Raw genomic sequence first — 25736 nt, 5'->3', positions numbered from 1 at the left:
GTGGTCGAAAAAACTTTAGTTTTTCATAGCTTAACCTGGGATAGTAGGTAGTTATTCGCCCGAGAACTCGGACGGTGCTTCGCATAAAACGGCAGCTTGGGGGCTACCGTTTTGAGGGGCTGGCATCGGCGGGCTCGGGTATCACTAACAGACATGAGGGCGAGAAGGTACAAAGGGTTATGAAGAAGAAAACACCGGCAAATACATCGGGTTCGGAAAACTCCGGTTGGGAGAGCTCCGAAAACCTCGATGCTACCAGTGTGCTTCACCCCGCTGATGTGCATGCGGCCGCTGCTGACAATGCGCCCACTACGGTGTTTTCCTCTGATGAGACTGCGGTGCTCTCTGATTATCAGGACCCGACTGCGGTGCTTTCTGATTATCAGGATGCTACCCAGGTGCTCACCTCCCACGAAACGGCTACCCCTGCCGCTACGCACAGTGATGACCGTACGAAAGTTTTGATGGATTACGGTTCGTCGCCGGCTCACGAAGCTACGTCTGTGGGTTCTGCAAATGCGGGTTCCGTAAACGCTGAATCGGCGAATACCGAAGTTATTTCTTCGCACCAGGACTCTACAGAAGTTATTGGCGCGACCCGTCCTTTGCCGCGCGTTTACCGTGCCCCCATTAAGATTCCTGAGACGATTCCCTCGCCGCAGGAACGCGCTTCCCAGGGGCACTACGGTGCGGATGAACCCATGCAGGCTACGCGCCGCCTTGACCCGCCGAGGCCTCCCGTAAGCGGTTTCCCACTGAACGCCAATATGGGTGCTGGACACATGGGCGCTCCTCAGATGGGTGCTGAACAGATAAGCGCCCAGCAGCCGCTTCCCCAGCGTGTGCCGCCGCAGGCACCTCCGCAGCCGGTGGCTTATCCTCCCGAGGCGTATCCTGCCGCCGCCTACCCGAACGGTGCGTATGTTCAGACCGGTCAGGTTCCCGTGGATGCTTCGGGCCGCCCGGTGAATCGTCCCGGCGAAGAGCAGGGGCACCATCTTCCGAGTACCGGTATTTTGATGCGTCACGTGATGGCGTTGCTGTTCTTGGGTCTGTCTCTCTACGGTGCGTTTGTGTTCTTCATTTACACGGCGACCGGCCAGCAGGTTGATGAGCAGGCGTACACCGAGTATGCGCATCAGTTCAAGAGTTACCGCGGTCCGACCCTGACGGCGCTGGATTCTCTTCCTGCGGTTGTCGGCGTGATTGCCGTCTTGGGCCTGGTTGCGGTGCTGATTTGGAAGCACCGGTTCCTGCCTTCGCTGATTGGTGTAATGGCCGGTGCTGCGGCGGTGACGAGCACGTACCTGCTCAAGCACTACCTGATTGTGAAGCCCGACCTGGGTGTTCAGGAGGCGCTGAGCAACTCGGCGCCCAGCGGCCACACGACCTTCGCGGCGGCGGCTGGCGCGGCGCTCTTTTTGGCGGCGCCTCGTTTCTTGCGGCCCACGGTGGCTCTCTGCGCGGCGTTGGCGACCTGCCTGACGGGTGCCTCCACGATTATTAACGGTTGGCACCGCCCGGCGGATGTGGTGACCGCTATTCTGGTCACCGCCATCTGGACGGTTGTGGGTATGGGTGTGTTGCGTTATGTGCGTCCGGCAGATTTTGCGGTGCCGGCGCGTGGTGGTTTGGTGCTGGTGCCGTTGATGACGATTGCGACGCTGTTCCTGTCGTTTTGCGCGGTGATCCTGTATCTGATTGCGATTTTTGCGCCGATTCCCGGTGGTGCGTTTACCGCGGCGACCTGCATGATTATTGCGGTGAGCTTTGGTACGACGGCGTTGATGGTGAACCTGTTGCGTCCGCGTAATAGTAATCGCTCCGCCTATTCGAAGGTGTGGAGTTATCAGTAGATGTTGTCCCCCTCCTTGCGCGGGATGTTTCAGCTTGATGTGAGCTGAGGTATTGTCCAGTTGCGGGGAGGGGAATACAATATAAGAAATTTAGTATTTTTAATACCAATATTAGGGAGGGGGTTGCGCACCCCCTTTCACTCACCCCTGAAGAGAAAGGTGCATACCATGGCAGGTACCCATGAAGGCCGCGTCCTCGTATTCCCCCAGCTCACCGAAGCGCTGACCCCCTTTGAAGATAAGCCCCAGGCCCGCAAGATTGTTGATGCCGACGGCGGCAACCTGACCCTCATGGAACTGGCTGCAGGCCAGTCTTGGCACGAGCACCACAGCGTGCACCCCGTCTTCGTGCAGGTGCTCAAGGGCGAGGTGATTTTCCACGTGAAGGACCGCGATATTACCCTGGTACCCGGCAAGCCGATTCACGTGACCGCCAAGCTGCTGCACTCCCTGCGCGCCGTGAAGGACTCCACCTTGCTGGTGACCATGCTGACCGGCGAATCGCACCCCGAACCCAAGGTCAATATTGACGTCGAAGAGGTCTAATCCCCGGCCTCTAAACCCCTGACCCCAAAACCCCCGACCTCAAAACATTAGCTCGCCGCCGCATCTGCACAGGATGCTGCGGCGAGCTTTTTGTATGCCGTCCTGCCCTCACATATGCCGGCGAGAATACCCTCACGCTACGCCCTGAGCTTTCTGCGCGCTCGTACACCCCGTGCGGGCGTACCCTGGAAAAGTACACTCCCGCTAACCTCACAGGGAGCAAGCCGAAAGGATGCGCAATGCCTAAGTCACTGCAACGCCCCGTTGTTCTTCTCACCGGCGCCAGCTCCGGTATCGGCTATGACGTGGCGCCGCTACTGGTGCGCTACGGCTACACCGTCTACGGTGCCGCCCGCCGCGTTGAGAAGATTGAAGAGCTCGCCTCCGAGGGTGTGAAAGCGCTCAGCATGGATGTTACCGATGAGGCGTCCATGGAAGCCGCCGTACAGCAGATCATTGATGCAGAAGGCCGCATTGACGTGCTTATCAACAATGCAGGCTACGGATCCTACGGCGCCATTGAAGACGTCCCCATTGACGAGGCACGCCGCCAGTTCGAGGTGAACCTCTTTGGCCTGGCGCGCCTCACCCAGCTGGTGCTGCCGCATATGCGCGCACGGGGCAGCGGGCGCATCCTGAACATCTCCTCGATGGCGGGGCGTATTACCTCGCCCCTGGGTGCCTGGTACCACGCCACCAAGTACGCCCTCGAGGCGTTCAGCGATGCACTGCGCATGGAGGTTGAAGAGTTCGGTATCGACGTGGTCATTATCGAGCCCGGCGGTATCAAGACCCCCTGGGGGCTCATCGCGGCAGACCACCTGGAGGAGTCCTCCCGAAACGGCGTCTACGCGGCTCAGGCGCAGCGCGTTGCGGCAAATATGCGCAAGCTCTACTCGCCCTCCTCCAACCTCTCGGAGCCGAAGGTTATCTCTAAAACTATTCTGCGAGCCCTGGAGGCGCGCCGCCCCAAGACCCGCTACCTCGTGGGTTTCGGTGCTAAGCCCTCCGTGTTTCTGCATACGGTGCTATCGGACCGTCTTTTTGACAAGGTGGCGCGCCGCATCTTCTAGAGCCGGAACAGCCGCGAACTAGAGCATTAAAAAGCGGGCGGTGCTGCGCGAAACAGAATGTTTCGTACAGCACCGCCCGCTACGTTTTTCAAGAGCTAGTACTAGTCTACTACGGCGTGGGTCGGATCGAGCACGCGCGCCAAGAAAGCCTGAGTACGTTCGTGCTGGGGGTTACCAATCACCTGATCGGCGTGGCCTTCCTCCACGACCACACCGTCAGCCATGAAGACGACCTTATCGGCGACCTCGCGGGCAAACGCCATCTCGTGGGTCACCACAATCATGGTCATGCCCTCGTCAGCCAGGTTGCGCATAATGCTCAGAACCTCGCCGACCATCTCCGGGTCGAGCGCACTGGTCGGTTCGTCGAAGAGCATCAGGTCCGGGTGCATGGACAGTGCACGTGCAATAGCCACACGCTGCTGCTGACCACCGGACAGCTGAGCCGGGAAGCGGTCTTCCTTGCCCTCCAGGCCAACCTTGGCGAGCTGCTCGCGGGCAACCGCCTCCGCCTCAGCCTTGGAACGGCCCAGAACCTTAATCTGGGCAATCGTGCAGTTATCCAGAATGTTCAGGTGGCCGAACAGGTTGAACTGCTGGAACACCATACCCATGTGGGTACGCACGCGGTTAATGTCTACATCCGGGTCGGTGACCTCGGTATCGCCCACCATGATGGTGCCGTCGTTCGGCTCCTCCAGCAGGTTCACGCAACGCAGCAGGGTGGACTTACCGGAACCCGAAGGACCGATGAGGCACACGACCTCGCCCGGCTCGACCTGCATGTCGATGCCCTTGAGAACCTGAACCTTGCCGTAAGACTTGTGCAGGTTAGAAATGCGCACCGAGGCGGCGGCCATGGATGAAGTTGAAGCAGTCATAGTATCTTCCGTAATCCGTATCTGTCGTTGCGCTTACTTGCGGCCGGTCAGCTGGGTGCGGCGCTCAAAGTATGCGGAGAGCTGGCCCAGCGGAACAGTGATAATCAGGTAGCACAGACCCGCAACCACCAGGGGGGTCAGGCCCGCATTAGCGGCGGTCAGGCCCTCACGGCCGAACTTCGCCAGCTCGTACTGCGAGACGGTTACGCCCAGCAGGTATACGAGGGAGGAGTCCTTGGTCAGCAGGATAACCTCGTTGGTCAGCGGGGGCAGAACCACGCGGAACGCCTGAGGAATAATGATCGAAATCATCGCGCGGGTGTGGGACATACCCAGGGAGCGTGCCGCCTCCATCTGGCCCTTCGGGATCGCCTGCAGGCCCGCACGCAGAACCTCACTAATGTAGGCTGCCGAAACCATACCCAGGGACAGGGTCACCGGAATCAGGTTATCCACGAAGCGGATCTTGAACGCCAGGGGAATACCGTAACCGAACGCGAAGAAGACCAGCAGCGCCGGGATGCCGCGGAAAAGCTCCACGTACAGGGTCGCAATCCAACGGTAGGGAGCGATAGAGGAAATACGCATGAGCGCCAGCAGCAGACCGCCGGAGAGGCCCACGATGAAGCCCAAGGTGGTGTACAGCAGGGTGTTCTTTAACGCCACGGTGATGACGTCGGGGAACTGCTGAGCCGCAACGTCCAGGTTGAATACCTGCTGGCTGAGGGTCTTCCAGTCAGCCAAAAGAATGGCTGCCAGAGCGATAACTGCCAGAAGGGCGTACTGTGCGTAGCGGAAGAGCTTCTGCTTCTGACGGGGTGAGAGTTTAGAGGACATGCGCTTTCTTATTCGTGTGCTGTTCGGTCAAGAGCGTTTTATACGCTCACAAGGGTGAAGGCCGGAGAATCCCCCAACCCAAAAGTAATAAGGGTACTCCTGAATTGGGGGAGAGGCTAACCTGCTAGATGCTTAGGAAGCGGAGGAAGAGGCGCTCGCGGAGGTCGAGGAGGTGGTGCCCACCCACTTGGCCTTCATCTTGTCGAGCTCGCCGTTCTTCTTGAGCTTGTCGATGGTTGCGTTAGCCTTGGCCAGCAGTGCCTTGTTATTGGAGGAAACTGCTGCGGCAATCTGCTCGGTGTTCTCGGAATCCTGGTAGGCGATCTTGAAGGAGTCCGGGTCATTGGTCAGTGCCTCGGACACCACGGAAAGGTTCGCTGCGACTGCCTTGACCTGACCGGTCTTCAGGGCGGAGAACATGAGGGAGGTGTCTTCGTACTGGATGACCTCTGCGCCGTTTTCCTTGGCGTAGGTTTCACCGCTGGTTGCCTGCTGCGCACCAACGCTCACGCCCTTCAGATCTGCGGCGGAGCTGATGGAGGAACCCTTGGGGACCAGGATTGCCAGGTTGTCGTCGAAGTAGACGGTGGTGAATTCCATCTTGCTCTTACGTTCATCGGTCACGCCGATACCCGCAAGGGCGATATCGCACTGACCGGTGGCCAGGCCGGTGCCGGAGTCCAGACCCTCAAAGCTGATGGAGGTCAGCTGAGCCTTCACGCCCAGGTCGGAGGCGATAGCATTGGCGATGTCTGCATCCAGACCGACGATGGTGCCGTTTTCTTCGTATTCGAAGGGCTTGTAGGGGGTGTTGGTGCAGACGCTGAGGGTGCCGGACTTGACGAGGCTGACCTCGCCGTTGGCGTCGGAGTTATCGTTGGCGGTGGAGACGCAGCCGGTCAGTGCCAGGGGCAGTACTGCCAGTAGTGCGAGGGGCTTAAGGGATGCCTTCTTGAGGATTGCGGTGTTCATTGGGATGCTCCTGTGTGGGGTGTGCGTTCACTCGTTGAGTGGTGCGTTCTATGAAATCTAGAGTCTATTGTGCGCCCGCATGTTAAAAAATGCAAGCACATACATAAATATTCATAAATTTTTGCTGAATATGCATAAATCAACCCTTAAAGAGTGAATAAAACCCCGTCTGAACGACTCAAAAACCTTCACGGCACGCCCCTTAGCACGCCACATGATGCAACTACGGTTCACCCAACTATCGAATCCCCTAACCTCCATGCCACAATTGAGAGCGTGAACGCAGAGAAGAACACCCGCGCAACCCGCGCAACCCTAGACAAGAAAACCAGCGACATCGCCGCCATGTTCGATACCGTAGCCGAACGCTACGACCTCATGAACGGCATCCTCTCCCTCGGCCAGCACATCTACTGGCGCAAGCAGGCAGTCGCAGCCGTCGACGCGCACCCCGGCCAGAAAGTGCTGGACGTAGCCGCAGGTACCGGCGTCTCCTCCGAACCCTTCGCCGACGCCGGTGTGGACGTCATCGCAGCAGACCTCTCCGAAGGCATGCTGGATGTGGGCCGCCGCCGTCGCCCCGACATGACCTTCGTGCAGGCAGACGTCACAGCCCTACCCTTCGACGACGAAACCTTCGACGCAGTGACCATGTCCTACGGCCTGCGCAACGTCGCAAACTACCCCAAAGCGCTGAGCGAAATCTACCGCGTGCTCAAGCCCGGCGGACGCATCGTCATCCTCGAGTTCTCCACCCCGACCTTCGCCCCCTTCGGCGCGGTCTACAAGAACTACATCATGAAGGCGATTCCGCCGATTGCCCGCGCAATCTCCTCCAACCCCGAATCCTACGAATACCTCGCCGAGTCCATCATCGCCTGGCCCAACCAGCAGGAACTGGCGCAGAAGTTCAAGGAGGCGGGCTTCACCTCCGTGCAGTACCGCAACCTCACCGGCGGCATCGTCGCCATTCACCGCGGTTTCAAGCCTGAAGCACACAACGCATAGACACCGCGTTCACACACCACCGAAGACACCAACACCAAGAAGATAGAAGACACCGTGAGCAACGCAGAGCAGCCCATTGCCGCAACCGACCTGCTGGGAGACCTCGACCTGAAGCTTCCTGCAGGCTTCGAACTCATCGCCGCAGACCCCAAGCTGGGTCCGCAGATTCTTTCCTCCCTCGCGCGTATTGAGGAGCGCCTGGCAGAAGCCATCGCACAGACCGATCACCTGGCGGATGTTGCATCCCGCCACCTGCTCTCCGCGGGCGGCAAGCGTGTGCGTCCCCTGCTGGCGCTGCTCTCGGCAGCTGTCGACGGCGAAATCAACGACGAGGTTATCGAGGCCGCCGTGGTCGTTGAGCTGACTCACCTGGCAACCCTCTACCACGACGATGTTATGGACGACGCCCCCAAGCGCCGTGGTGTGGACAGCGCCCAGATGATTTGGGGCAACTCCGTCGCCATTCTCACCGGTGACCTGATCTTCTCCCGCGCATCCCTGCTGGTCTCCGAGCTGGGTACCCGCCCCATGAAGATTCAGTCCCAGACCTTTGAGCGTCTGGTGCTCGGTCAGCTCTTTGAGACCACCGGCCCCCGCGAGGGCCAGGACCTGCTCGACCACTACATCGCGGTCATTGAGGGTAAGACCGGTTCCCTGATTGCCGCTGCCGGTGAGTACGGCTCCCTGCTTTCGGGCGCTTCCGAAGACGTCATCTCCATGGTCAAGGCGTACGGCGAGCTGGTCGGCGTGGCATTCCAGCTGGCTGACGACGTGATTGACATTGTGAGCGACGGCAAGACCAGCGGTAAGACCCGCGGCACCGACCTGCGCGAGGGCGTGCCGACCCTGCCGACCATCCTGCTGGACCGCGCGGTAGCCGCCGGCGACGAATCTGCTATTGCTGTTCGCGCCCTGCTGGATGCAGACCTCAGCTCCGACGAGGCTCTGGAGACCGCTGTGGAGGCGCTCGCCGCCCACCCGGTCACCCAGGAAGCATGGCAGATTGCTTACGACTGGGCGGACCGCGCGATTGCCGCGATTGCTCCGTTGCCCGAGTCCACCGCGAAGGCTGCGCTGGAGTCCTTCGCTCACGCTGTGGTTCACCGCGAGGGCTAAAATGCCTCACCACGTAACGTGTGCGCTGGCGTAAGCGCTGATGCGTCTCATACTTCAAAACCCCCGCTGAATCCAGTCAGATTCAGCGGGGGTTTTCTGCATTATGGCTAGTCAGTACCGGTTTTCAGGGCAGGTATGAGCGGGTGCCCTGTCCCGCATAGTTCCGTATGCTGGGGTCTCCTTGACCGCTATATGCCTTTAAGGTAATCCTTATAGGCATGCCTGAGGCGCACATCCACCCTTCAGACGTTTGACGGCTTCCACGCCCACCCCGTGTTGGAGAGCCGTTTACTATTTCTGGACGCGAGCAGAGCCCACCACTCCGACGGGTTATTCTCGCACCAACCATCCGCGTCCCCACACATTCGAGGTTTACAACTATGGGAGCATCTACCCCTAAGGCGCCCACGAAGCGCGAAGGCTTCTCTAGCCGTCGCGTCTTTATCTTTGCCGCCATCGGTTCTGCTGTTGGTCTGGGCAATATTTGGCGTTTCCCCTACATCGCATTTGATAACGGCGGCGGCGCCTTCATGATTCCCTATATTGTCGCCCTGCTGACCGCCGGTCTGACCTTCCTGTTCTTTGACTACGCAATCGGTCACCGTGCGCGTGCGTCGTCCCCGCTGGCTTTCCGCCGTCTGAACCGTAAGACCGAGTTCATTGGCTGGTGGCACATGGGTATCAACTTTGTCATCGCTATCTACTACGCCGCTATTGTGGCGTGGGCTCTGCGTTACATGGTTTTCTCCTTCACCAATGAGTGGGGCGATAACCCGAAGGCGTTCTTCCAGGGCGAGTTCTTGAAGGTCGCAAAGGATCCCGGCGTCTCCCTGGACTTCAACATGAACATCCTGATTCCCATGGTTCTGGTGTGGGGCGTTCTGCTCGCTGTGATGGCTCTGGGTGTTCAGAAGGGCGTGGGCGCAGCCAACATTATCTTCATCCCGCTGCTGCTGGTCATGTTCGTTGGTTTGGTGATTTACTCGCTGACCCTGCCCGGCGCTGTGGACGGTCTGAACGCTCTGTTCACCCCCAGCTGGGACTCCCTGGCTAACCCGGACGTGTGGGTTGCTGCGTACGGCCAGATTTTCTTCTCGCTGTCCATTGGCTTCGGCATTATGGTCACCTACTCTTCCTACCTGAAGCCTAAGACTGACTTGACCGGTTCCGGTGCTGTGGTTGGTTTCGCGAACTCCGGTTTCGAGCTTCTTGCTGGTATTGGTGTGTTCGCTGCTCTGGGCTTCATGGCTCAGGCTGCTGGCACCCAGGTGAGCGAGGTTGCGACCAGCGGTATTGGTCTGGCGTTCATCGCGTTCCCGACCATTATTTCTCAGGCGCCCGGCGGCGTGCTGATTGGTATCCTCTTCTTCGGTTCCCTGCTTTTTGCTGGTTTCACCTCCCTCATTTCGATTCTTGAGGTGATTATCGCCGGTATTCAGGACAAGTTCGCGACTTCCCGTCTGGCGTCCACCATACTGGTGATTGTTCCGATGGCTCTGATTTCGCTGCTGCTGATGCCGACCACTACCGGCCTGTACGTGCTGGATATTCTCGATAACTTCGTGAACCTCTTCGGTATTCTGGCTGCCGGCCTGTGCGCCATTATCGTGGTTGCATACGTGGTGCGTGCTCTGCCCGCTCTGGCTGAGCACCTGAACCGCTACTCTTCCATCAAGGTCGGCAAGATCTGGATGGGTCTGCTGGCTGTCGTGACTCCGCTGGTTCTGGGTTACTCTCTGATTCAGAGCGTTATCAAGCTGATTGCGACCCCGTATGAGGGTTACCCTGCGGATCTGCTGGCGATTTTCGGTTGGGGTATGAGCGCACTGCTTCTGGTTGGTGCGATCGTTGTTTCTCTTCTGCCCTGGTCGAAGAAGTCTCGTGCGGCTGAAGAGCCGCCGGCACCTCCGGTGATTTCCGGTCAGGTGGAGCACGGCCACGTTGATTCGACTATTACCCGTTAGGAGCCCTCATGTCTATCTCCGCAATTGTGATGCTCATTGTGGCAATCCTGATCATTTGGGGTGGCCTGGGTTTGGCTCTGCTGAACCTGCACCGTCATCCGGATCTGGATGCTCTCGATGCTGCTGCTGAAGCTCAGGGGTCTGAGCTTTAGCGTGTGAACGCGACATAAAGTGATGCCCCGCAGGCTAACGTCTGCGGGGCATCACTTTGTTGTATGCGGGAGTGTATTTTGTGCGGGACAGTGTTTTAGCCGGGTTGGGGAGAGCTACTTGCTCTGTACGTCTTCAGCTTTTACGAGCGGGATCATGCCGGTTTCCGGGTCGGACAGCGCGGAGGCGCGGTAGGAGCGGGAGGCACGCACCGCATCCACGGTGAAAATGATGAGCGCAATCCAGATGAGGCTCAGACCCAGCACCTTATCGGCGCTCATCTGCTCGTGCAGAACGGTCAGCGCCAGAACAAATTGGATGGTCGGGCCCAGGTACTGCACCATGCCAATGACTGACAGCGGTAGCGCCTTGGTTGCCGCCGCAAAGAGCATGAGGGGCACAACGGTGACCACGCCGGTGGATGCGAGAAGCCAGAAGTGCCCGGCACCTTCGCTGAAGAGGGTCATTTGTCCCTGAGCATTGAGCACAAAGAGGGCGGCAATGCCGAAGGGCGCCAGAATCAGAGTTTCGAGAGAGAGTGAAACGATGGGGCTCACGTCGTGGGCTACGCGTGCCTTGAGCAGGCCGTAGATGCCGAAGGAGAACGCCAGGCCCAGACCCGTCCAGGGCACCTGACCATAGATGAGGCTCATCATCAGCACCGCGATACATGAAATTGCGACGGATACCCACTGCGCGGCGCGCAGGCGCTCCTGCAGGAAAATCACGCCCAGCACCACGGAGACCAGCGGGTTAATGAAATATCCCAGGGACGCATCAATCGTGTGACCGCTGGTTGTTGCCATCACGTAGATAAGCCAGTTCGCGCAGATGAGGAACGATGCCGCCGTCAGTACCAGCATGATGCGGCGATCCTTGAGGGCGCGGCGGAAGTCCGCGGTTGCCCGCACAATCGGTAGTAGCAGGGCGCAGAAAATGAGGGAGAAGACCACTCGCGCCACCACAATCTCAATCGGTCCTGCCGGCGCCATCAGCACAAAATACAGGGGGAGCAGACCCCAAATGATGTAGGTGCCGATGATGGTGATAAACCCGTTGCGGGTGGTGTGCTTCTGCGTTTCTGACATGGTTTCGTCTGACCTGATTCTTCGGTTACGTTCTTCTAAGCTATTCATCGGGATGCGCCGGCTGGGTATCCACACAGGTTTCGATGCGCGCACACTACTGTACCCGATACAGGGTGCAGCATACGCTATAGATGCCTCAGGCGCGGTACCACGAGGATACCGCGCCTGAGGAGTGCTGCGTATTCGGTTTAGAGGCCGAAGAAGCGGGAGAAGAAGCCCTTCTTCTTGGGCTGCTCTGCCTCGCGGCGTGCAGTTTCTTCCTGCTCGCGGCGGGCTGCCTCTTCGTGCTCTGCCTGCAGGTCGGGAGCTGCGCCAGCGTTGCGGATGGGCTCCACGTGCTGCTCTTCGTATTCTGCTGCGGGCTGCTCGGCCTCTGCGGGCTGCTCAGCTACAGTCTCAACGGCGACCGGCTCCTCAGCGTACTCTGCGGAAGCCTCAACGGTCTCGTACTCGGGCTGCTCGGCGCCGATGGACTCGTCAGTGTAGACGCGAGCCTGCTCGGTCTCCTCTGCCTCGTACTCGCCGGGCAGGGTCTCCACGGTGACCAAGCCGGGCTCTGCGTACTCTGCCGGCTCCTGATCGAAGGGAGCCTCGTCGGCGGGGTAGAGGTTCTCGGTGCTCTCGACGCCGGGTACCTCGGTCTCTGCGACCGGTGCGTGCTCGGCGATCTCGACCGCGCGCTCAGCTTCGGCCTCGGCACGTGCGGCGGCGCGTTCTGCTGCCTCCTGCTCGCGCTGTGCGTTCTGAGCGGCTGCCTCTGCGGCTGCCACGCGCTCAATCTCGGCGCGCAGTGCGGCGAGGGATTCGCGACGCTGTGCGGCAGCGGCTGCGCACTGCTCCAGAACCTCGGGGCCAACCTGGGGCTCAGCCTGCTCGATGCCGCTGATGCGACCCTCGTCGAACCACAGGCGCAGGGCACCGTCGGTTGCGGTCAGCACGGCGGTTGCCTCGGTGTCCCAGGCGATGTGGAAGCCGCGCTGCTGAGCGTAGGAGTCCACCGCCAGAACCTGGTTGTGGATTTCTTCGCTCTGCAGGGTCTTCGCGATTACGCGACCGATACCCTTGTAGGTCGGGGCCTCGAGGGTCAGCTCGGCACCCTCCAGCAGGGTCCATGCGCGCACGCCAGCGCCCGCGGGCAGCGGGTAGTGTGCGTACAGGCCGCTGATGGTCTTGGTTGCCAGGGTCAGGCGGCGTGCCAGGGACTCGGAGAGGGGCAGCTCGTCGGTGGTCAGTTCGGCCAGGCCGTCACGCTCACCGGTTTCGCGCGCCTGAATAGCAGCGGAAACAACGGAGTCGGGGAAGTAGCCCAGCTGCTGCCAAGACCAAATCCAAGTACCGCGGTTCTCGGATTCGGTGCCCAGCAGGTGCGGCTTGAGCGAAAGCGGGGGAGTGGTCTCAAAATCCAGAGACTGGGAGGTGAAATCCACGTTCCACTCGGAGGTACCCACGAGCTCAGCGAGTCGAGCCTGGTACTCGGTGGAGATAAAGATCGATGCGTCGATAAGGTCCTGCAGAGAATTCGTCATGCTTCAAGATTATCAACCTTTTAGCGTTCACTATGCCGTGTATCCCCGGTTTTGGGGTGCGCTTTAGGCGTATTGGACGTTAAGAGGGTCGAATGCACCGTCTGTAAGAGGTGTAGGGGAGAGGTAGAGCATATATCTTTCGGCGTAAACTATCTGCGTGGAGTGCCTGTGTTCGTTAGAATCGAAGAGACGGCTTCTTCCGGCACCCTGTAAGCCGACACTACGACCGAACACGGATGCCTCCAGCCGCGCCGTATTCACACTCAAGGATGTATGAACTATGACTGAACCCCGCCTCGCCGAGACGAGTAGCCGCGCCGCGCGCATCCAGGATGCGCTGAACAACATTGGAAGCTGGCTGCTGGATGTCGTTAGTGTTGACCCCGGCTGGAGCGAAATGGTGCTGGACGTCAAACCTCTGGCAGGTCAGATTTTCGTGCGTGTGCGTGAATTCCGCGACGGTGAAGAGTTCATTGGCACTATCGGCCCGCTCAAGGACGGCTCGCCCATTATTGCTGAGGTTCGCAAGTTGCAGCGTGCCGCCTACGACGGTAACCGCGGCACCTGGTTCACCGCCTCCATTGTGGTGGCGGCAACCGGCTGGCCGAACCCGCAGTTCAGCGTGGGTGCCTCCTATAACCGTGACGATGAGCCCGCCAGCTGGAAGAATGAAGGCACCCTGACCGCGACCGACGTGCGTGAGCACCTGACTGAGTTCCCGCGTGACGCGTCGCGTATCCCCGCCTGGGCTCGTGAACGTATGGAGGGTCGCGCCCGCCACTCTGCCGCCGCGGCGCTGTCTTCGAGCGAGCACGAGATTCCGAACCCCTACCTGGTCGCCGCTCTTGAGACGTTCCGTAACGATGTGCAGGAGCGAACCCTCATTAACGTGGTTCGCACGATGCTCGGCGGCGACGTTCTACTGGATGCGACCGGTTCCCTGCTGATTCCGTCTGAGACCGACCCGATGGGCCCCGAGTCGGTGCTGACCCACCAGGTCATTCGTATGCCCGAGACCGGTATGCAGGCGCTGTGCGTGTTCTCCTCCTCCGAGCACATTGGCAAGAGCTACGTGCGTCAGGAGTCCGAGGGCGACGAGTTGATTCTGCGCGAACCGGCGATGAAAGTCTTTATCGATTTCCTCGGCAACGAGGCGCTGGACCTGATTGTGGTTGACCCCGGCACCGACCACGAGTGCTACATTGAGCGCGCTCAGGTGCAGTGGATTGTCACTTCGCCCCGTAACGACGGCGCGAAGATGGCGCTGACCCAGGACAACATGCAGATGCTACTCGGCTCGCTGGTGTCCCCGGCGTCCGTGCTGCTGGTGGGTGTTGACCCGGCTGACCCGTCCGGTACCTCCTTCGTGTTTGACCCGGATGAGAACGGCAACCCGCAGAGCCTGCTGGTGTTCACCTCACCCATTGAGATTGCGGCACTGGATCCGCATATTGAGGTGCGTTCGGCGAACGCCCTGGATATTCTGCGTTACGCCCTGGAGATTGGTGCTCCGAGCGTGAAGGTGAACGCGATTAACCCCTCCACGGTGTTGACCGCGGCGCAGATTCGCGAGCTGCTGGAGATTGTGGGCTCTCAGCCCCGCATGGGTGCCTAAGCTCCTGCATTAAATAACTTAAACCGTTGAGGCGGCGACACTGCTCGTGTCGCCGCCTCAACGGTTTAAAAGCTCTCATGACCGAGCCTGCCCGAGACTCCCGGGGCTATAGGGTTATGCCGCCAGGATGCGCGTTGCCGCTTCCTGCTGGGTGCGGGCGAGTGCCGCCTCCTGCTCGGTCTGGCAGTCTACACATACGCCCTGGTAGAGCACGTCTGCGCTGAAAAGTGCCATGCCGTGAAAATCGCTGGGGGTCAGGCAGGGTGCGGAGCCGACCGCGCAGTCCACGTCTTCGACCTTGCCGCAGCGTACGCAGAAGGCGTGGTGGTGGTTGTCGCCCGTGCGGGTTTCGTAGAGGGCGGGGGTTCCCGGCGGCTCAAACTTACGCAGCAGGTCGATGTCAGTCAGGTCGGCAAGAATCACGTAGACGGACTGGACCGTAATGGCGGGGATGCGCTCGCGGACTGCCTGCACGATGGTGTCGGCGGTGGAGTGCGGGTGTTCCTGCACTGCGTGGAGTACAGCGAGGCGCTGCTTGGTGACGCGGCGGCCCCTGGCGCGCAGCCCGGTGGTCCATGCTTCTTCGAGCTGTTCGGGGCTCATTGCGGAGAGCATGGGCAGGCCGGTGGTGTGGGCGCAGCCGGTATTGTGATGGTCTGGGCTCTGGGTCTTCTTCGTATCGGAGGTTGTCTTTGCGTCGGTCATAGGTTTAAGTCTACACATTATTATGAGAAATTCATCATTATCTTATGAAAAACTCATAATAAGCCGGCAGGGCATCCCTTTCATCCACTCTGTGGCGCCCCTCCTCACCCCGGCCTCGGGTGTGAAGAGATGCCGTACAATCAAAGAACCTAGAGTAACCCGTACCGGCGATCACCATCAAGGAGGATAGGGTCATGGTGTACGACTTCACAAACCCCATCTACATTCTGCTGATGATTCTGCTCTTCGGTGTGCCCATCGTGACCCCGGTGATTTACGGCCAGTACCGTAGCACTACCACGGGTTTTGATCTGGAAGGTCAGCTGATGCTCGGCCTGCTCTTCATCCTTTTCCTGGGTGCTTACAGCACGATTCTGCTGCTCGGTATTTTTCCGACTGCTACGGCACAGGTGCTGGAGCAGGTGCCCCTGGTGAATATTCCGGGCGCTATTCCCTAATCCCTTTTGCGCTTTCGGCGCATGGGTGACGCTCTGGGTGAATCTGCGCTCCAGAAGGTGCACACGCGGGTGCTTGCACGTATTCTATAGAGTCAAGTACACGCTGTACGCACTGACCTAATTGTTCAGGAGGATACCCATGCACAGCCATAACAACGGACTGAAAACTGCCCTGTTGATGGGCTCCATGGTGGGCATGATGCTGCTCATCGGTGGCCTGCTTTCGGCGACTTTCCGCACCTCCATTTTCATCTGGGTTATGGGCCTGTTTAGCTTGGGTTCGGTCGCGTACACCTACTGGAACTCCGATAAGCTCGCCCTGCGTTCCATGAACGCGTACCCGGTCAGCCGTGAAGAGGTTCCGGTGCTTTACGACATCGTGGAGGAGCTTTCTTCCCGCGCGGGTCAGCCCATGCCCGCTCTTTACGTGGCACCGACCATGACTCCGAACGCGTTCGCGACCGGTCGTAACCCGCAGAACGCGGCGGTGTGTTGCACCGAGGGTATTTTGCAGTTGCTGGATGAGCGCGAGATGCGCGGCGTGCTCGGCCACGAGCTGATGCACGTGTACAACCGCGATATCCTCACCTCTTCGGTGGCGGCGGGTATCGCCTCCATTATCGGTACGATTGCGCAGATTCTTTCGTTTGGTGCGATGTTCGGTGGTTCCAGCCGCGATGGTGAACGCTCGAACCCTCTCGCGATGTTTGTGATTGCGCTGCTGGCCCCCATTGCTACGCAGGTTATTCAGATGGCTATTAGCCGCACCCGCGAATTTGATGCCGACGAGGACGGTGCACGTCTGACCGGTGACCCGCTGGCTCTGGCTTCGGCGCTGAACAAGCTGGAGAGCGGTGTGTCAATGTATCCGATGGACCCGAACAACCGCAACACGGAGGCGGCGAGCGCCATGATGATTGCGAACCCCTTCGGCTCGCTGAAGAACATGCTCTCTACTCACCCGCCGATGGACCAGCGTATTGCGCGTCTGCAGCAGCAGGCTCGTGAGATGGGGCAGTACTAAGTCTTTTCTTCGCTGAATCATCCGGGCGCGAGTGTGTCACTGTATGCATGTAACGCTGTACGAATATGACCCGGCGTGACGATTATGACCCGCGATGACGGGTCGGCAGACAAAAATCCTCGGGGTGGCTACTGTGGAAGTAGCCACCCCGAGGATTTTTGTGTAGAAGATTTTACGTTTCGGCTTCTAACCGCCTCCCTCACCCATTGCTGGGCGGGGAGCCTCGCCTGAGTTTAGCGGTAGTTGACGAACTGCAGGTCAATCTCAAGGTCAGCGGACTTGAGCATTGCAATGACTTCCTGCAGGTCATCGCGGGACTTGGAGGAGACGCGCAGCTCATCACCCTGGATGTTTGCCTTCACGCCCTTGGGACCCTCTTCGCGAATCATCTTGGAGATCTTCTTCGCCTGGTCCTGCGCGATGCCTTCCTTGATGGAGCACTCGATACGGGTTTCCTTGCCGGATGCGTAGGGCTTGCCGGAGTCCAGGGACTTCAGGGAGATGCCGCGCTTGACCAGCTTGGACTGGAAAACGTCGAGCACTGCCAGGGCGCGCTCTTCGGCGTTTGCCTTAATGAGGATCTTGTCGCCGGAGTAGTCGATTTCTGCACCTACGCCGCGGAAGTCGTAACGCTGGGAGATTTCCTTCTGCGCCTGGTGCAGTGCGTTGGAAACTTCCTGCTTGTCCACCTTGGACACAATGTCGAATGACGATTCGCTAGCCATGGGCTTTCCTTTCGTGAATGAGGTGCTACTGGCACCGGTTAGTACTAGCCTACCGGGTTGGGGCTCTTGTTCACAGCTAACTATCAGAATAACGGGCCTGTTTTACAGGTGTTACTAACCTTAAAAGAGGACAATAGAAACATGACCACTCCTAACCTGTCCACGACGGACCTGCGCACGAGCGAGGAAGCTCGCGACCTGCAAACCCTGCTCTTCATTGACTTGCATACCTCTCTGGGCGCTGAGCCCGAAGGTATTCCTGAGGCTGAGCGCCTCAACGAGTCTGACCACCACGATATTCATCTTGACCTGCATGCGGAAGAGTCTAAGCATTCTCCTTTTGAAGGCATTGGTATTACTCTGACTGAGCCTTCGCTGGTGGCACGTTTCCGTGGCGTTCGCCGTGACCTGGAGCGTGAGATTGCCGGTGACATGTGCACTGTGGAGCAGGCGCGCCGCTATCTGGAGCACCTGGAGATTGTGCTTCTGCTTGAGCAGGATGGCGATACTCCGTCCCGCTCCTTCTAAAGCTGCTGTAGGCATTGGCTTTATTCACGGCTTTATTCATGAGGGCTTTATTCAATTAGGATGAGGGCGCGGGCGCTGCGATAGATATGGATGCGCGGTGAGCGTGTACCGGCGCTCTGATGTGACGAAAAGACGATAAATATAGCCAGATATATAACCTTCGTCACAAAACCCTGTGTGAAGTGTACAAGTCCCTAAAACTGCTGTAGAGTAGTCTCTGTTCGCTTGAGCGAGCAACTAGCACCTAGCTAGGCGGCAGGTTACCCGAGCGGCCAAAGGGGGCTGACTGTAAATCAGCTGGCACTGCCTACGGGGGTTCGAATCCCTCACCTGCCACAAATAGCCCGGTTACGAAAGTAACCGGGCTTTTGTGTATCTAAAACCAATTTCACGACGGCTTCAGCGGCGGCGAGGCACAGCCTGCTGAGCTTCTCGGCAAAACTCTTGCTGGGCTTTCGACAGCCCGGTGGGGCGCCTCCATCACCTGGCGCGGAACTTTTCGCGGGAGCCTCCGCGACACGCCCGCGGGTCGGCTGAAACTACCGTGTAAAGAACCAACTATGACGGCAATTTGTCATATCTTTCACAATGTTTGAATCCCAGGGCGAACAATTCGCGATTGGGGTCTTGAGGGTGTAGCTTTATCTCATGGCTACTATTGAAATTACTCAGCAGAACCTGACTGCTACCGTCGAGAGCAACGACATCGTCTTCCTGGACTTCTGGGCAGATTGGTGCGGTCCCTGCAAGCAGTTCTCCCCCGTCTACGAGGCGGCTTCGGAGAAGCACACCGACATCGTTTTCGGCAAGGTCGACACCGAGGACCAGGGCCAGCTCGCTCAGGCAGCAGGCATCACCTCCATCCCCACCATCATGGGCTTCCGTGGCGGTATCCTGGTTTACCAGCAGGCTGGCGCACTGCGCGAAGACCAGCTGGAGACCGTGATCGGTTCGATCCGCGAGCTCGACATGGACAAGGTCCGTGCAGAAATCGCAGCAGCAGAAGGCTCTGCAGAGAAGAAGTAAGCTCACCACCACAAAAAGAGCTTGAACGGGGCGCACCCGCCGGTACAACCGGCTGGGGCGCCCCGTCCCCTTTTAACCTCGTGAGGGAGCGTTAGCGGCCGCGGTGATCGTCAATGCTCATGCGCGCCCCGAAGCGCTGCTTCGAAAAGCCTGAAGCGTGCATGAGCCGCACCAGGCGCTGTCGATGGGGGCTGTAGGGTGCCAGCAGAGCGAGCATTCCCGCGTCATCGGTGCGCTGACCGGTGAATAGCTCACCGACTGCGTGCGCCAGATGGTAGTCGCCCACGCTGATGGCGTCAGGGTGCCCGCATACCCGTTGCAGAGCCTCGGAAATACTCCACGGGCCCACGCCGCGCACAGTGTGCAGGCTCCGCGCCAGAAGCGCCACGTCGCCTTCTGCCGTAATGTTTTTCAGAGACTCAGCCGAACGCGCGTAAGCGTACACGGTATCGTAGCGGTTTTTATCAACGCCCGCCTGATGCCAATCCCAGGTCGGAATCGTCGCCAGGGTCCGGGCGCTCGGGTAGACGCGCATGCCTTCGGGCTGGTGACCCAACCCGGTCGAAGGGGCGGGGGAGCCGTACTTTCGCAGAACCCAGCCCAGGGTTCTGAACGCTTCGGTCTGGGTGATGCGCTGCTCCACAATGGCGTTGAGCATCTGCCGGTCCAACTGCCCCGAGGCGCTGAGGCGGAGCCCCGGATTCTGCCGCCACGCCTGCTGAACACGCGGCGGAAGAGAAACAAAAGAAGACAGCGCGCCAAACTGTTCGGCGGGGTCGTGCAACCCCAGCCAGTACGTCATTTCCTGCGCCAGCGCCTGAAGATCGGTTCGCGCCTGCATCTGCTGGTCGGCAGCAGCGTAGGAAGCCCAGATGCGAATACGCACCGGGCGCATCAGCACACGAAACAGGGAAGGGATAGACTCGGGAAGCTCGGCTGGCTGCGCCAAACGTTCGGCGTACAGCACGGCCGGGAACTCGTGAAACGGCGTGCGAGCCGTCACCCAGATTCGCTCGGCACCATCCGCGCGGCTCAGCGCACGATACGAAAGATCCTGAGCACCGCGGCGCAACGACCCCAAAGTCTGCGCCAACTGCACCGGAACATGCGGCTCAATCACAACCTCGCACGCCTCGGGAGCCAGGGCACCGGGAAGGGGCGAAGCGGCGGGGGAGAGCGTACGAACCTGGACGCGCGGCTGGTGAAGAACGGTAGGCTCCTGAAGAACATCCGCAAGCGCCGGCGCATAGGGTACACCAGCGGCCGCCAAAGGATGCCGGACGCACTGCACACCCGCTGCCGGGCGGCTACCGGGAGTTACACCATCAGGGGTCGCGCCGCCGGGGGCTGAGGAAGGAATCGTACTCACTCCACCAGTCTATTCCCTCATCGACGACGCCCCACCAATCTACGCCCCCCCCAACTAAAGCACCAGAAATACTCGGCAGGGCAGGCACACCGCTAATGCGATACCCTAAAAGGTAGAGCGATAACGAACGCAAACTCCGCCACCGGCACAACACAGGCTATGCGTTCCGCCCGTTCACAAGGGCGCCCACGCCCGGACACGCACCCCGGACATACACCCCGAGAGAAGGACGCCTATGGCACCGGAAGCACATGACGCACCCTCGACGACTAACGCACCTGAAACGACGAGCGGCACCGCTACAGGCGCGCGCCGCCAGCGTACCCAGAAAAAGCCGCGTCAGTCCCTCACCGAGCGCGTCAAGAGCATCCGACCCCTTGAACTTCTGCCCGGTCTGCTGCTTGCCGCTGCCGTCATGGCGCTGTACACCTACTACTCGCTTCAGCAGATGAAGCACTGGGTGACCCCCTCCTGGGATCTTGCGATTTTTACTCAGATGGCGCAGGCGTACTCGCACTTCTTCGTGCCCATCGTGCCGATTAAGGGGCCCGACTTTAACCTCTGGGGTGACCACTTCCACCCGATTCTGGTGCTTCTGGGACCCATCTACGCGCTGTTCCCCTCGCCGACCACCCTGCTGGTGGTGCAGAACGCCCTGGTCGCCTTCGCAAGCTTCGCCATTGTGCGCTTCACCCAGCGTGCCTTCGCACTCGCCCAGAAGACTGAAGACGCGCAGAAGAACGAGCCCGCGCAGAATGCTCAGTCCGCAAAACTTCAGAGCGTCATCCCGACCATCACCGGTCTGCTGCTCGGCGCCGGATTCGCCCTCAGCTTCGGAGTTCAGCAGGCTATCGCCGCCCAATTCCACGAAGTAGCCTTCGCCGTGCCGCTGCTCGCCATGAGCCTCGGCTACCTGGTGCTCGCCTCGCGAGTGAGCGGCACCGAACGTGCCCGCTACCTCGCCTACGCCTGCTGGTGGTCCCTGCCCATTGCCTTCGTCAAAGAAGATATGGGTATTACTGTCGCAGCCATCGGCCTCATCATCTTTATCCGCACCGGCTGGCTGAGCATCGCCGTTGACATTCTGATGCCGCGCCTCTCCGCTGGTACCCCCGCTCCCATGCGCACCCGCATGCAGCAGCTCTACTCTTCCTGGGCGCGCACTCCCGCCGTCGCCGAATCCACGATGGTCATGATGTGGGGCGTATTCTGGTCCGCCGTCGCCATCTACGTGATCCTGCCCTACTTCAATAGCGGTGGAAACTTCGATTACGCCGACAAGGTGAACTTCTCCGCAGCCCTGGGCGACCCCTTCGGCTCGGCACTGCAGATGCTCAGCAATAACACCAAGCTGGCAACCCTCGGACTGCTGCTCATTACCGGAGCGGTCCTCTGGGTGATTTCTCCGCTCGCGGCAATTGCCCTGCCGACTCTTGCATGGCGTCTGCTCTCCACCATGGAATCCTACTGGGCAAGCACCTGGCACTACTCGCTCGTGCTCATGCCCGTCGTCTTCCTCGCCTTGCTGGATGCCGTCGTGCGTGTACGCTACGGCGTGGTTCCCGCCGCAATTCCGGTGCGTTCGGGTGCGCGAGTAGCCGATAGCGCCTCCGCGCAGGAGGGCGATGCAGCGGCTGAGCCTGGCCGCCTCAGCGCTATGGCACGCCGCATGCCCGTATGGGCTCTGCCCGCCGTGGCGCTCTTCCTTGCCGCGTCCCCGATTTTTGTGCCCGGCTCCCAGCAGCCCCTCGCATCCCTGGCCAATACGCAGTTCACCGCCTCCGCGCTGACCACCACTGACCAGATAAAGCAGGACGCCGTGCAGAAGGTACCCGAAGGGGTATCGGTCGCGTCTGATCTGTCGATTCTGACTCAGCTGATTCCCGGCCGCACCGTCTACTGGATTGGTCACACCGGTGAGCCCGCACCCGACTACGTGGTCATCGACCGCAGGAGCAACTCCTGGGGCAGCAACCCGCCGACCAACGCCGCACAGTACGCGGCCGACCGCTACGGCCATTCCTACGCTAAGTACGCGACCGTTGGCACGATTGATATTGTGCGCCGCGTAGACTAGCCCCTCGGTTCAGCGTCTCAATGAGCGCCCACCCCGCAAACGCTGGGGTGGGCGCTCGCATTTAAGAGATGAGGTTTTAAGCACCTTTTTATAGCCCAAGCGGGGACCCTGCTGTACACTGGATAGAACACGGGAACCCCCGATGAAGGTCTTGTGCGCACCCGGCACCCAAGGTGGCGCTGGAATTGTAGGTGCGCCGTACTCACCATCACCGATTGATACGCCCCATAAACTTACGGTTTACACCGTACACGCGGGCTTCTCTTAACGATCTCTGGTCCAGCGTCTTTGCTGCGTCTGCTGTAACAGACACACCACCGCCGTGTCAGCGGGAAGGCGAACCACCAGGAATACGTGACATTGCATGTGAGCATTACCCACCCTGTACACCCCTGATCCACAGGGACTACTGTGCGCCAAGCGCAGAGTACGAGCAGGCGTGCGGATAATGTGCCGAGAAATTCAAGACCACCCCCAGCAAAAGCCGCTACCCGCAGCATCCGCAGAACACCTCTGCAGAATGCGCCGGTAACGGAGGACCCCTGGACGCTCTACTCCCCAGGGGATGATGTGTGGCTGGGCCGTGAAGGGGACACCCGGTAAGCGCCGAAAAGCGTGCGCTTCCACCCCTACCGTATAGAGGAAAAATTGACTGAGAATACTGCTACCCCGGCCGAACAGAACGCCGAGGCAGAGACCGTTGTGACCACCGAGAACATCGCCGAGAGCCCTGCTGTAGAAGCAGAAGAAACCACCGCAGAAGCTACTGCAGAAGCACCTGCCGAAGAAACCGCCGACAAGGCTGAAGAAGAAGGCGTACGCTTCACCGACCTGGGCCTGGACGCTCGCGTCCTGGCAGCTCTGGAAGAGGTCGGCTACGAGAAGCCGTCCCCCATTCAGGAACAGACCATCCCGCTGCTGCTCGAAGGCCACGACGTGGTCGGTCTGGCACAGACCGGTACCGGTAAGACCGCAGCATTCGCGCTGCCGGCACTGTCCCGCATGGCTGAACTCGCCGACATCAATGGCATCTCCCGCGACACCCAGGTTCTGGTCCTGGCACCCACCCGCGAGCTGGCTCTGCAGGTTGCAGAAGCCTTCTCCTCCTACGCAACCCACATGGAGGACTTCACCGTTCTGCCCATCTACGGTGGCTCCCCCTACGGCCCGCAGCTGGCCGGTCTGCGCCGCGGTGCGCAGGTCGTCGTCGGTACCCCCGGCCGTGTGATTGACCACCTCGAAAAGGGCTCCCTGGACCTGTCCAACCTGCAGTACCTGGTACTGGACGAAGCAGACGAAATGCTACGCATGGGCTTCGCCGAAGACGTGGAAAAGATCCTCGAAGGCACCCCCGACAGCAAGCAGGTTGCGCTCTTCTCCGCAACCATGCCCAACTCGATCCGCAAGATTGCTCAGCAGTACCTGAACGACCCCACCGAGATTCGCGTCAAGGCTAAGACCACCACCAGCGCAAATATCTCCCAGCGCTACATGCAGGTCATGCACTCCCACAAGCTGGATGCAATGACCCGCGTGCTCGAGGTCGAAAACTACGACGGCATCATCGTCTTCGTGCGCACCAAGAAGGAAACCGAGGAAGTTGCCGACAAGCTGAAGGCACGCGGTTTCGCGGCAGCAGCGATTAACGGTGACATCCCCCAGCAGCTGCGTGAGCGCACCGTTGACGCCCTGCGTGACGGCCGCATTGACATCCTCGTGGCAACCGACGTGGCGGCACGCGGCCTGGATGTTGAGCGCATCTCCCTGGTCGTCAACTACGACATCCCCCACGACACCGAGTCCTACGTGCACCGCATCGGTCGTACCGGCCGTGCAGGTCGCGAAGGTGCCGCAATCCTCTTCGTCACCCCGCGTGAGAAGTACATGCTGCGTCAGATCGAGAAGGCAACCCGCCAGAAGGTCGAGCCGATGCACATGCCCACCGCAGAGGCAGTGAACGAGACCCGTAAGCAGCGCTTCGCACAGCAGATTACCGAGACCATCGAGTCTGAGGACCTGAGCTTCTTCCGCCAGATTATCGAGGACTACGAGAACGAGCACGACACCACCGCTGAGGACATTGCGGCTGCACTGGCTGTTATCGCCCAGCAGGGTCGCCCGTTCTTCCTGGATGAGGAAGAGGATATCGCGCGCAACTCCCGCCCCTTCTCCGACGACGATTCGGACCGCGGCGGCCGCAAGGCAAAGCGCGCGCACAACGACGAGGGCATGGTCAACTACAAGTTGAACGTTGGCCGTTCCTCCCGTGTGACCGCAGGCGCTATCGTGGGTGCGCTGGCTAACGAGGGTGGCATTAAGGGCTCCCAGATTGGCTCCATCGACATTCGCCAGCACTTCACCATTGTTGGCCTGCCTGAGGACCTGCCCCGCGACTTCTTCGACCGTCTGCGTGACACCAAGATCGCTGGCGAGTTCATCAACATCCGCAAGGACAACGGTCCCAAGGGCGGCGGCGGTGGCCGTAGCTTCGGTGGTGGCCGTCGTGAGGGTGGCTACCGCGGCAACCGTGAGGGTGGTCGCGACTTCGGTGGTCGTGATAACCGTCGCGAGGGTGGCTACCGTGGCAACCGTGACGGTGGCCGTGACTTCGGCGGCGACCGCGACTTCAAGCGTGGCGGCCGCGATTTCGGTGGCAAGCGCAATGACCGTGACTTCGGTGGTCGCGACTTCGGCGGCCGTGATAACCGTCGCGAGGGTGGCTACCGCGGTAACCGCGATGGTGGCCGTGACTTTGGTGGTCGCGACTTCGGTGGTCGTGATAACCGTCGTGATGGCGGCTACCGCGGTAACCGTGACGGTGGCCGTGACTTCGGCGGCCGCGGCAAGCGCTACTAAGATTCCGGCTAAGCATGGATTTGCGGTATGAGAGGCTTGCTGAGGCTATCGGCTAGCAACCTTGTCATCCGCAGATGAGTCAAAGACCGGCAGGGGAGCGATGAGCTCTCCTGCCGGTCTTTTGTATTTGTGTGTTGATGTGTTTGCATCAGCTGTTGCGGTGGTGCCTGGTCATTGCGGGGGCTTCTGATCAAAGCTGGGCTCTCATGCGGCAATGCGGAGAACAGGAAAACATCAAATGTGGCGTATGCCATAGCTTTTCCGCTTGCGAGCATTCCTGAAGACCTGTATAGTTTTACCTGTTGCCCCGATAGCTCAGTGGTAGAGCGCCATCTT

General features: G+C 59.8%; 22 protein-coding genes and 1 tRNA gene. 15 read left to right on the top strand and 8 right to left on the bottom strand.

The window, feature by feature from the left end:
* Window positions 1–179: 179 nt before the first annotated feature.
* The 3 genes from HMPREF2836_RS07250 (at window position 180) to HMPREF2836_RS07240 (ending at window position 3475) form a co-directional block, all read left to right on the top strand.
* The gene (locus tag HMPREF2836_RS07250) at window positions 180–1856 is read left to right on the top strand and encodes a phosphatase PAP2 family protein (protein WP_070629958.1); all 1677 of its coding nucleotides are present in this window, start codon (window positions 180–182) and stop codon (window positions 1854–1856) included.
* Window positions 1857–2024: 168 nt separating this feature from the next.
* On the top strand, window positions 2025–2402 hold the full coding sequence (locus HMPREF2836_RS07245) for a cupin domain-containing protein (protein ID WP_005504776.1): 378 nt from the start codon (window positions 2025–2027) through the stop codon (window positions 2400–2402).
* A 239-nt stretch (window positions 2403–2641) separates the two neighbouring features.
* On the top strand, window positions 2642–3475 hold the full coding sequence (locus HMPREF2836_RS07240; protein WP_070629957.1) for an oxidoreductase: 834 nt from the start codon (window positions 2642–2644) through the stop codon (window positions 3473–3475).
* 101 nt (window positions 3476–3576) lie between these two features.
* Here HMPREF2836_RS07240 and HMPREF2836_RS07235 read toward each other — a convergent pair whose 3' ends face one another.
* The 3 genes from HMPREF2836_RS07235 to HMPREF2836_RS07225 form a co-directional block, all read right to left on the bottom strand.
* Window positions 3577–4356, bottom strand: coding sequence for an amino acid ABC transporter ATP-binding protein (locus tag HMPREF2836_RS07235; RefSeq protein ID WP_070629956.1), 780 nt, complete (start codon window positions 4354–4356; stop codon window positions 3577–3579).
* Between the two features lie 33 nt (window positions 4357–4389).
* Window positions 4390–5193, bottom strand: coding sequence for an amino acid ABC transporter permease (locus HMPREF2836_RS07230; protein WP_070629955.1), 804 nt, complete (start codon window positions 5191–5193; stop codon window positions 4390–4392).
* 132 nt (window positions 5194–5325) lie between these two features.
* A complete protein-coding gene (locus tag HMPREF2836_RS07225) occupies window positions 5326–6165 on the bottom strand; it encodes an ABC transporter substrate-binding protein (protein ID WP_070629954.1) in 840 nt (279 codons plus the stop codon).
* Window positions 6166–6441: 276 nt separating this feature from the next.
* Between HMPREF2836_RS07225 and HMPREF2836_RS07220 the strand changes: the two genes are divergently transcribed.
* The 4 genes from HMPREF2836_RS07220 (at window position 6442) to HMPREF2836_RS09150 (ending at window position 10405) form a co-directional block, all read left to right on the top strand.
* Window positions 6442–7173 carry a demethylmenaquinone methyltransferase gene (locus HMPREF2836_RS07220; RefSeq protein ID WP_049349165.1) on the top strand — a complete coding sequence of 244 codons (732 nt, stop codon included), beginning with the start codon at window positions 6442–6444 and terminating at the stop codon, window positions 7171–7173.
* Between the two features lie 54 nt (window positions 7174–7227).
* Entirely contained in the window at window positions 7228–8289 is a 1062-nt protein-coding gene (locus tag HMPREF2836_RS07215; RefSeq protein ID WP_049356287.1) for a polyprenyl synthetase family protein, read from the top strand.
* 380 nt (window positions 8290–8669) lie between these two features.
* Window positions 8670–10253: a sodium-dependent transporter gene (locus HMPREF2836_RS07210; RefSeq protein ID WP_049353378.1), complete on the top strand. Its 1584-nt coding sequence runs from the start codon at window positions 8670–8672 to the stop codon at window positions 10251–10253.
* Window positions 10254–10261: 8 nt separating this feature from the next.
* Window positions 10262–10405, top strand: coding sequence for a methionine/alanine import family NSS transporter small subunit (locus HMPREF2836_RS09150; RefSeq protein WP_005508316.1), 144 nt, complete (start codon window positions 10262–10264; stop codon window positions 10403–10405).
* 114 nt (window positions 10406–10519) lie between these two features.
* On the opposite strand, the gene rarD is transcribed toward HMPREF2836_RS09150, so the two are convergent.
* Together rarD and HMPREF2836_RS07200 are read right to left on the bottom strand one after the other, a co-directional pair.
* The gene (gene rarD, locus HMPREF2836_RS07205; RefSeq protein WP_049349172.1) at window positions 10520–11491 is read right to left on the bottom strand and encodes an EamA family transporter RarD; all 972 of its coding nucleotides are present in this window, start codon (window positions 11489–11491) and stop codon (window positions 10520–10522) included.
* 188 nt (window positions 11492–11679) lie between these two features.
* The gene (locus HMPREF2836_RS07200) at window positions 11680–13017 is read right to left on the bottom strand and encodes a DUF6882 domain-containing protein (protein ID WP_049353377.1); all 1338 of its coding nucleotides are present in this window, start codon (window positions 13015–13017) and stop codon (window positions 11680–11682) included.
* A gap of 280 nt (window positions 13018–13297) precedes the next feature.
* On the opposite strand from HMPREF2836_RS07200, the gene HMPREF2836_RS07195 reads away from it, so the two are divergent.
* Window positions 13298–14632 carry an SseB family protein gene (locus HMPREF2836_RS07195; RefSeq protein ID WP_049338047.1) on the top strand — a complete coding sequence of 445 codons (1335 nt, stop codon included), beginning with the start codon at window positions 13298–13300 and terminating at the stop codon, window positions 14630–14632.
* Between the two features lie 114 nt (window positions 14633–14746).
* On the opposite strand, the gene HMPREF2836_RS07190 is transcribed toward HMPREF2836_RS07195, so the two are convergent.
* Window positions 14747–15337 (bottom strand): Fur family transcriptional regulator, encoded by a 591-nt coding sequence (locus tag HMPREF2836_RS07190; RefSeq protein WP_070629953.1) that lies wholly within the window; start codon window positions 15335–15337, stop codon window positions 14747–14749.
* Between the two features lie 194 nt (window positions 15338–15531).
* Between HMPREF2836_RS07190 and HMPREF2836_RS07185 the strand changes: the two genes are divergently transcribed.
* Window positions 15532–15795, top strand: a complete 264-nt coding sequence (locus HMPREF2836_RS07185; RefSeq protein ID WP_049338049.1) for a hypothetical protein — start codon at window positions 15532–15534, stop codon at window positions 15793–15795.
* Window positions 15796–15934: 139 nt separating this feature from the next.
* Entirely contained in the window at window positions 15935–16819 is an 885-nt protein-coding gene (htpX, locus tag HMPREF2836_RS07180) for a zinc metalloprotease HtpX (protein ID WP_070629952.1), read from the top strand.
* A gap of 233 nt (window positions 16820–17052) precedes the next feature.
* Here htpX and HMPREF2836_RS07175 read toward each other — a convergent pair whose 3' ends face one another.
* Window positions 17053–17544, bottom strand: coding sequence for a YajQ family cyclic di-GMP-binding protein (locus tag HMPREF2836_RS07175; RefSeq protein ID WP_005504808.1), 492 nt, complete (start codon window positions 17542–17544; stop codon window positions 17053–17055).
* A gap of 141 nt (window positions 17545–17685) precedes the next feature.
* On the opposite strand from HMPREF2836_RS07175, the gene HMPREF2836_RS07170 reads away from it, so the two are divergent.
* The 3 genes from HMPREF2836_RS07170 to HMPREF2836_RS07160 all read left to right on the top strand — a co-directional run bounded on the left by HMPREF2836_RS07170 (window position 17686) and on the right by HMPREF2836_RS07160 (window position 19098).
* Window positions 17686–18072: a hypothetical protein gene (locus HMPREF2836_RS07170; protein ID WP_005504812.1), complete on the top strand. Its 387-nt coding sequence runs from the start codon at window positions 17686–17688 to the stop codon at window positions 18070–18072.
* Window positions 18073–18326: 254 nt separating this feature from the next.
* A tRNA-Tyr gene (locus HMPREF2836_RS07165) sits at window positions 18327–18408 on the top strand.
* A gap of 312 nt (window positions 18409–18720) precedes the next feature.
* Entirely contained in the window at window positions 18721–19098 is a 378-nt protein-coding gene (locus HMPREF2836_RS07160) for a thioredoxin family protein (protein WP_049353817.1), read from the top strand.
* A gap of 91 nt (window positions 19099–19189) precedes the next feature.
* On the opposite strand, the gene HMPREF2836_RS07155 is transcribed toward HMPREF2836_RS07160, so the two are convergent.
* Window positions 19190–20467, bottom strand: a complete 1278-nt coding sequence (locus tag HMPREF2836_RS07155; RefSeq protein ID WP_070629951.1) for a DNA-3-methyladenine glycosylase family protein — start codon at window positions 20465–20467, stop codon at window positions 19190–19192.
* Window positions 20468–20702: 235 nt separating this feature from the next.
* On the opposite strand from HMPREF2836_RS07155, the gene HMPREF2836_RS07150 reads away from it, so the two are divergent.
* Together HMPREF2836_RS07150 and HMPREF2836_RS07145 are read left to right on the top strand one after the other, a co-directional pair.
* Window positions 20703–22544 (top strand): DUF2079 domain-containing protein, encoded by a 1842-nt coding sequence (locus HMPREF2836_RS07150; protein ID WP_070629950.1) that lies wholly within the window; start codon window positions 20703–20705, stop codon window positions 22542–22544.
* Window positions 22545–23192: 648 nt separating this feature from the next.
* On the top strand, window positions 23193–25400 hold the full coding sequence (locus tag HMPREF2836_RS07145) for a DEAD/DEAH box helicase (RefSeq protein WP_070629949.1): 2208 nt from the start codon (window positions 23193–23195) through the stop codon (window positions 25398–25400).
* Window positions 25401–25736: the final 336 nt, after the last annotated feature.

The organism is Rothia sp. HMSC065C12, assembly GCF_001812085.1.
Lineage (GTDB): Bacteria > Actinomycetota > Actinomycetes > Actinomycetales > Micrococcaceae > Rothia > Rothia mucilaginosa.
This window is presented reverse-complemented; position numbering and strand designations above follow the sequence as displayed.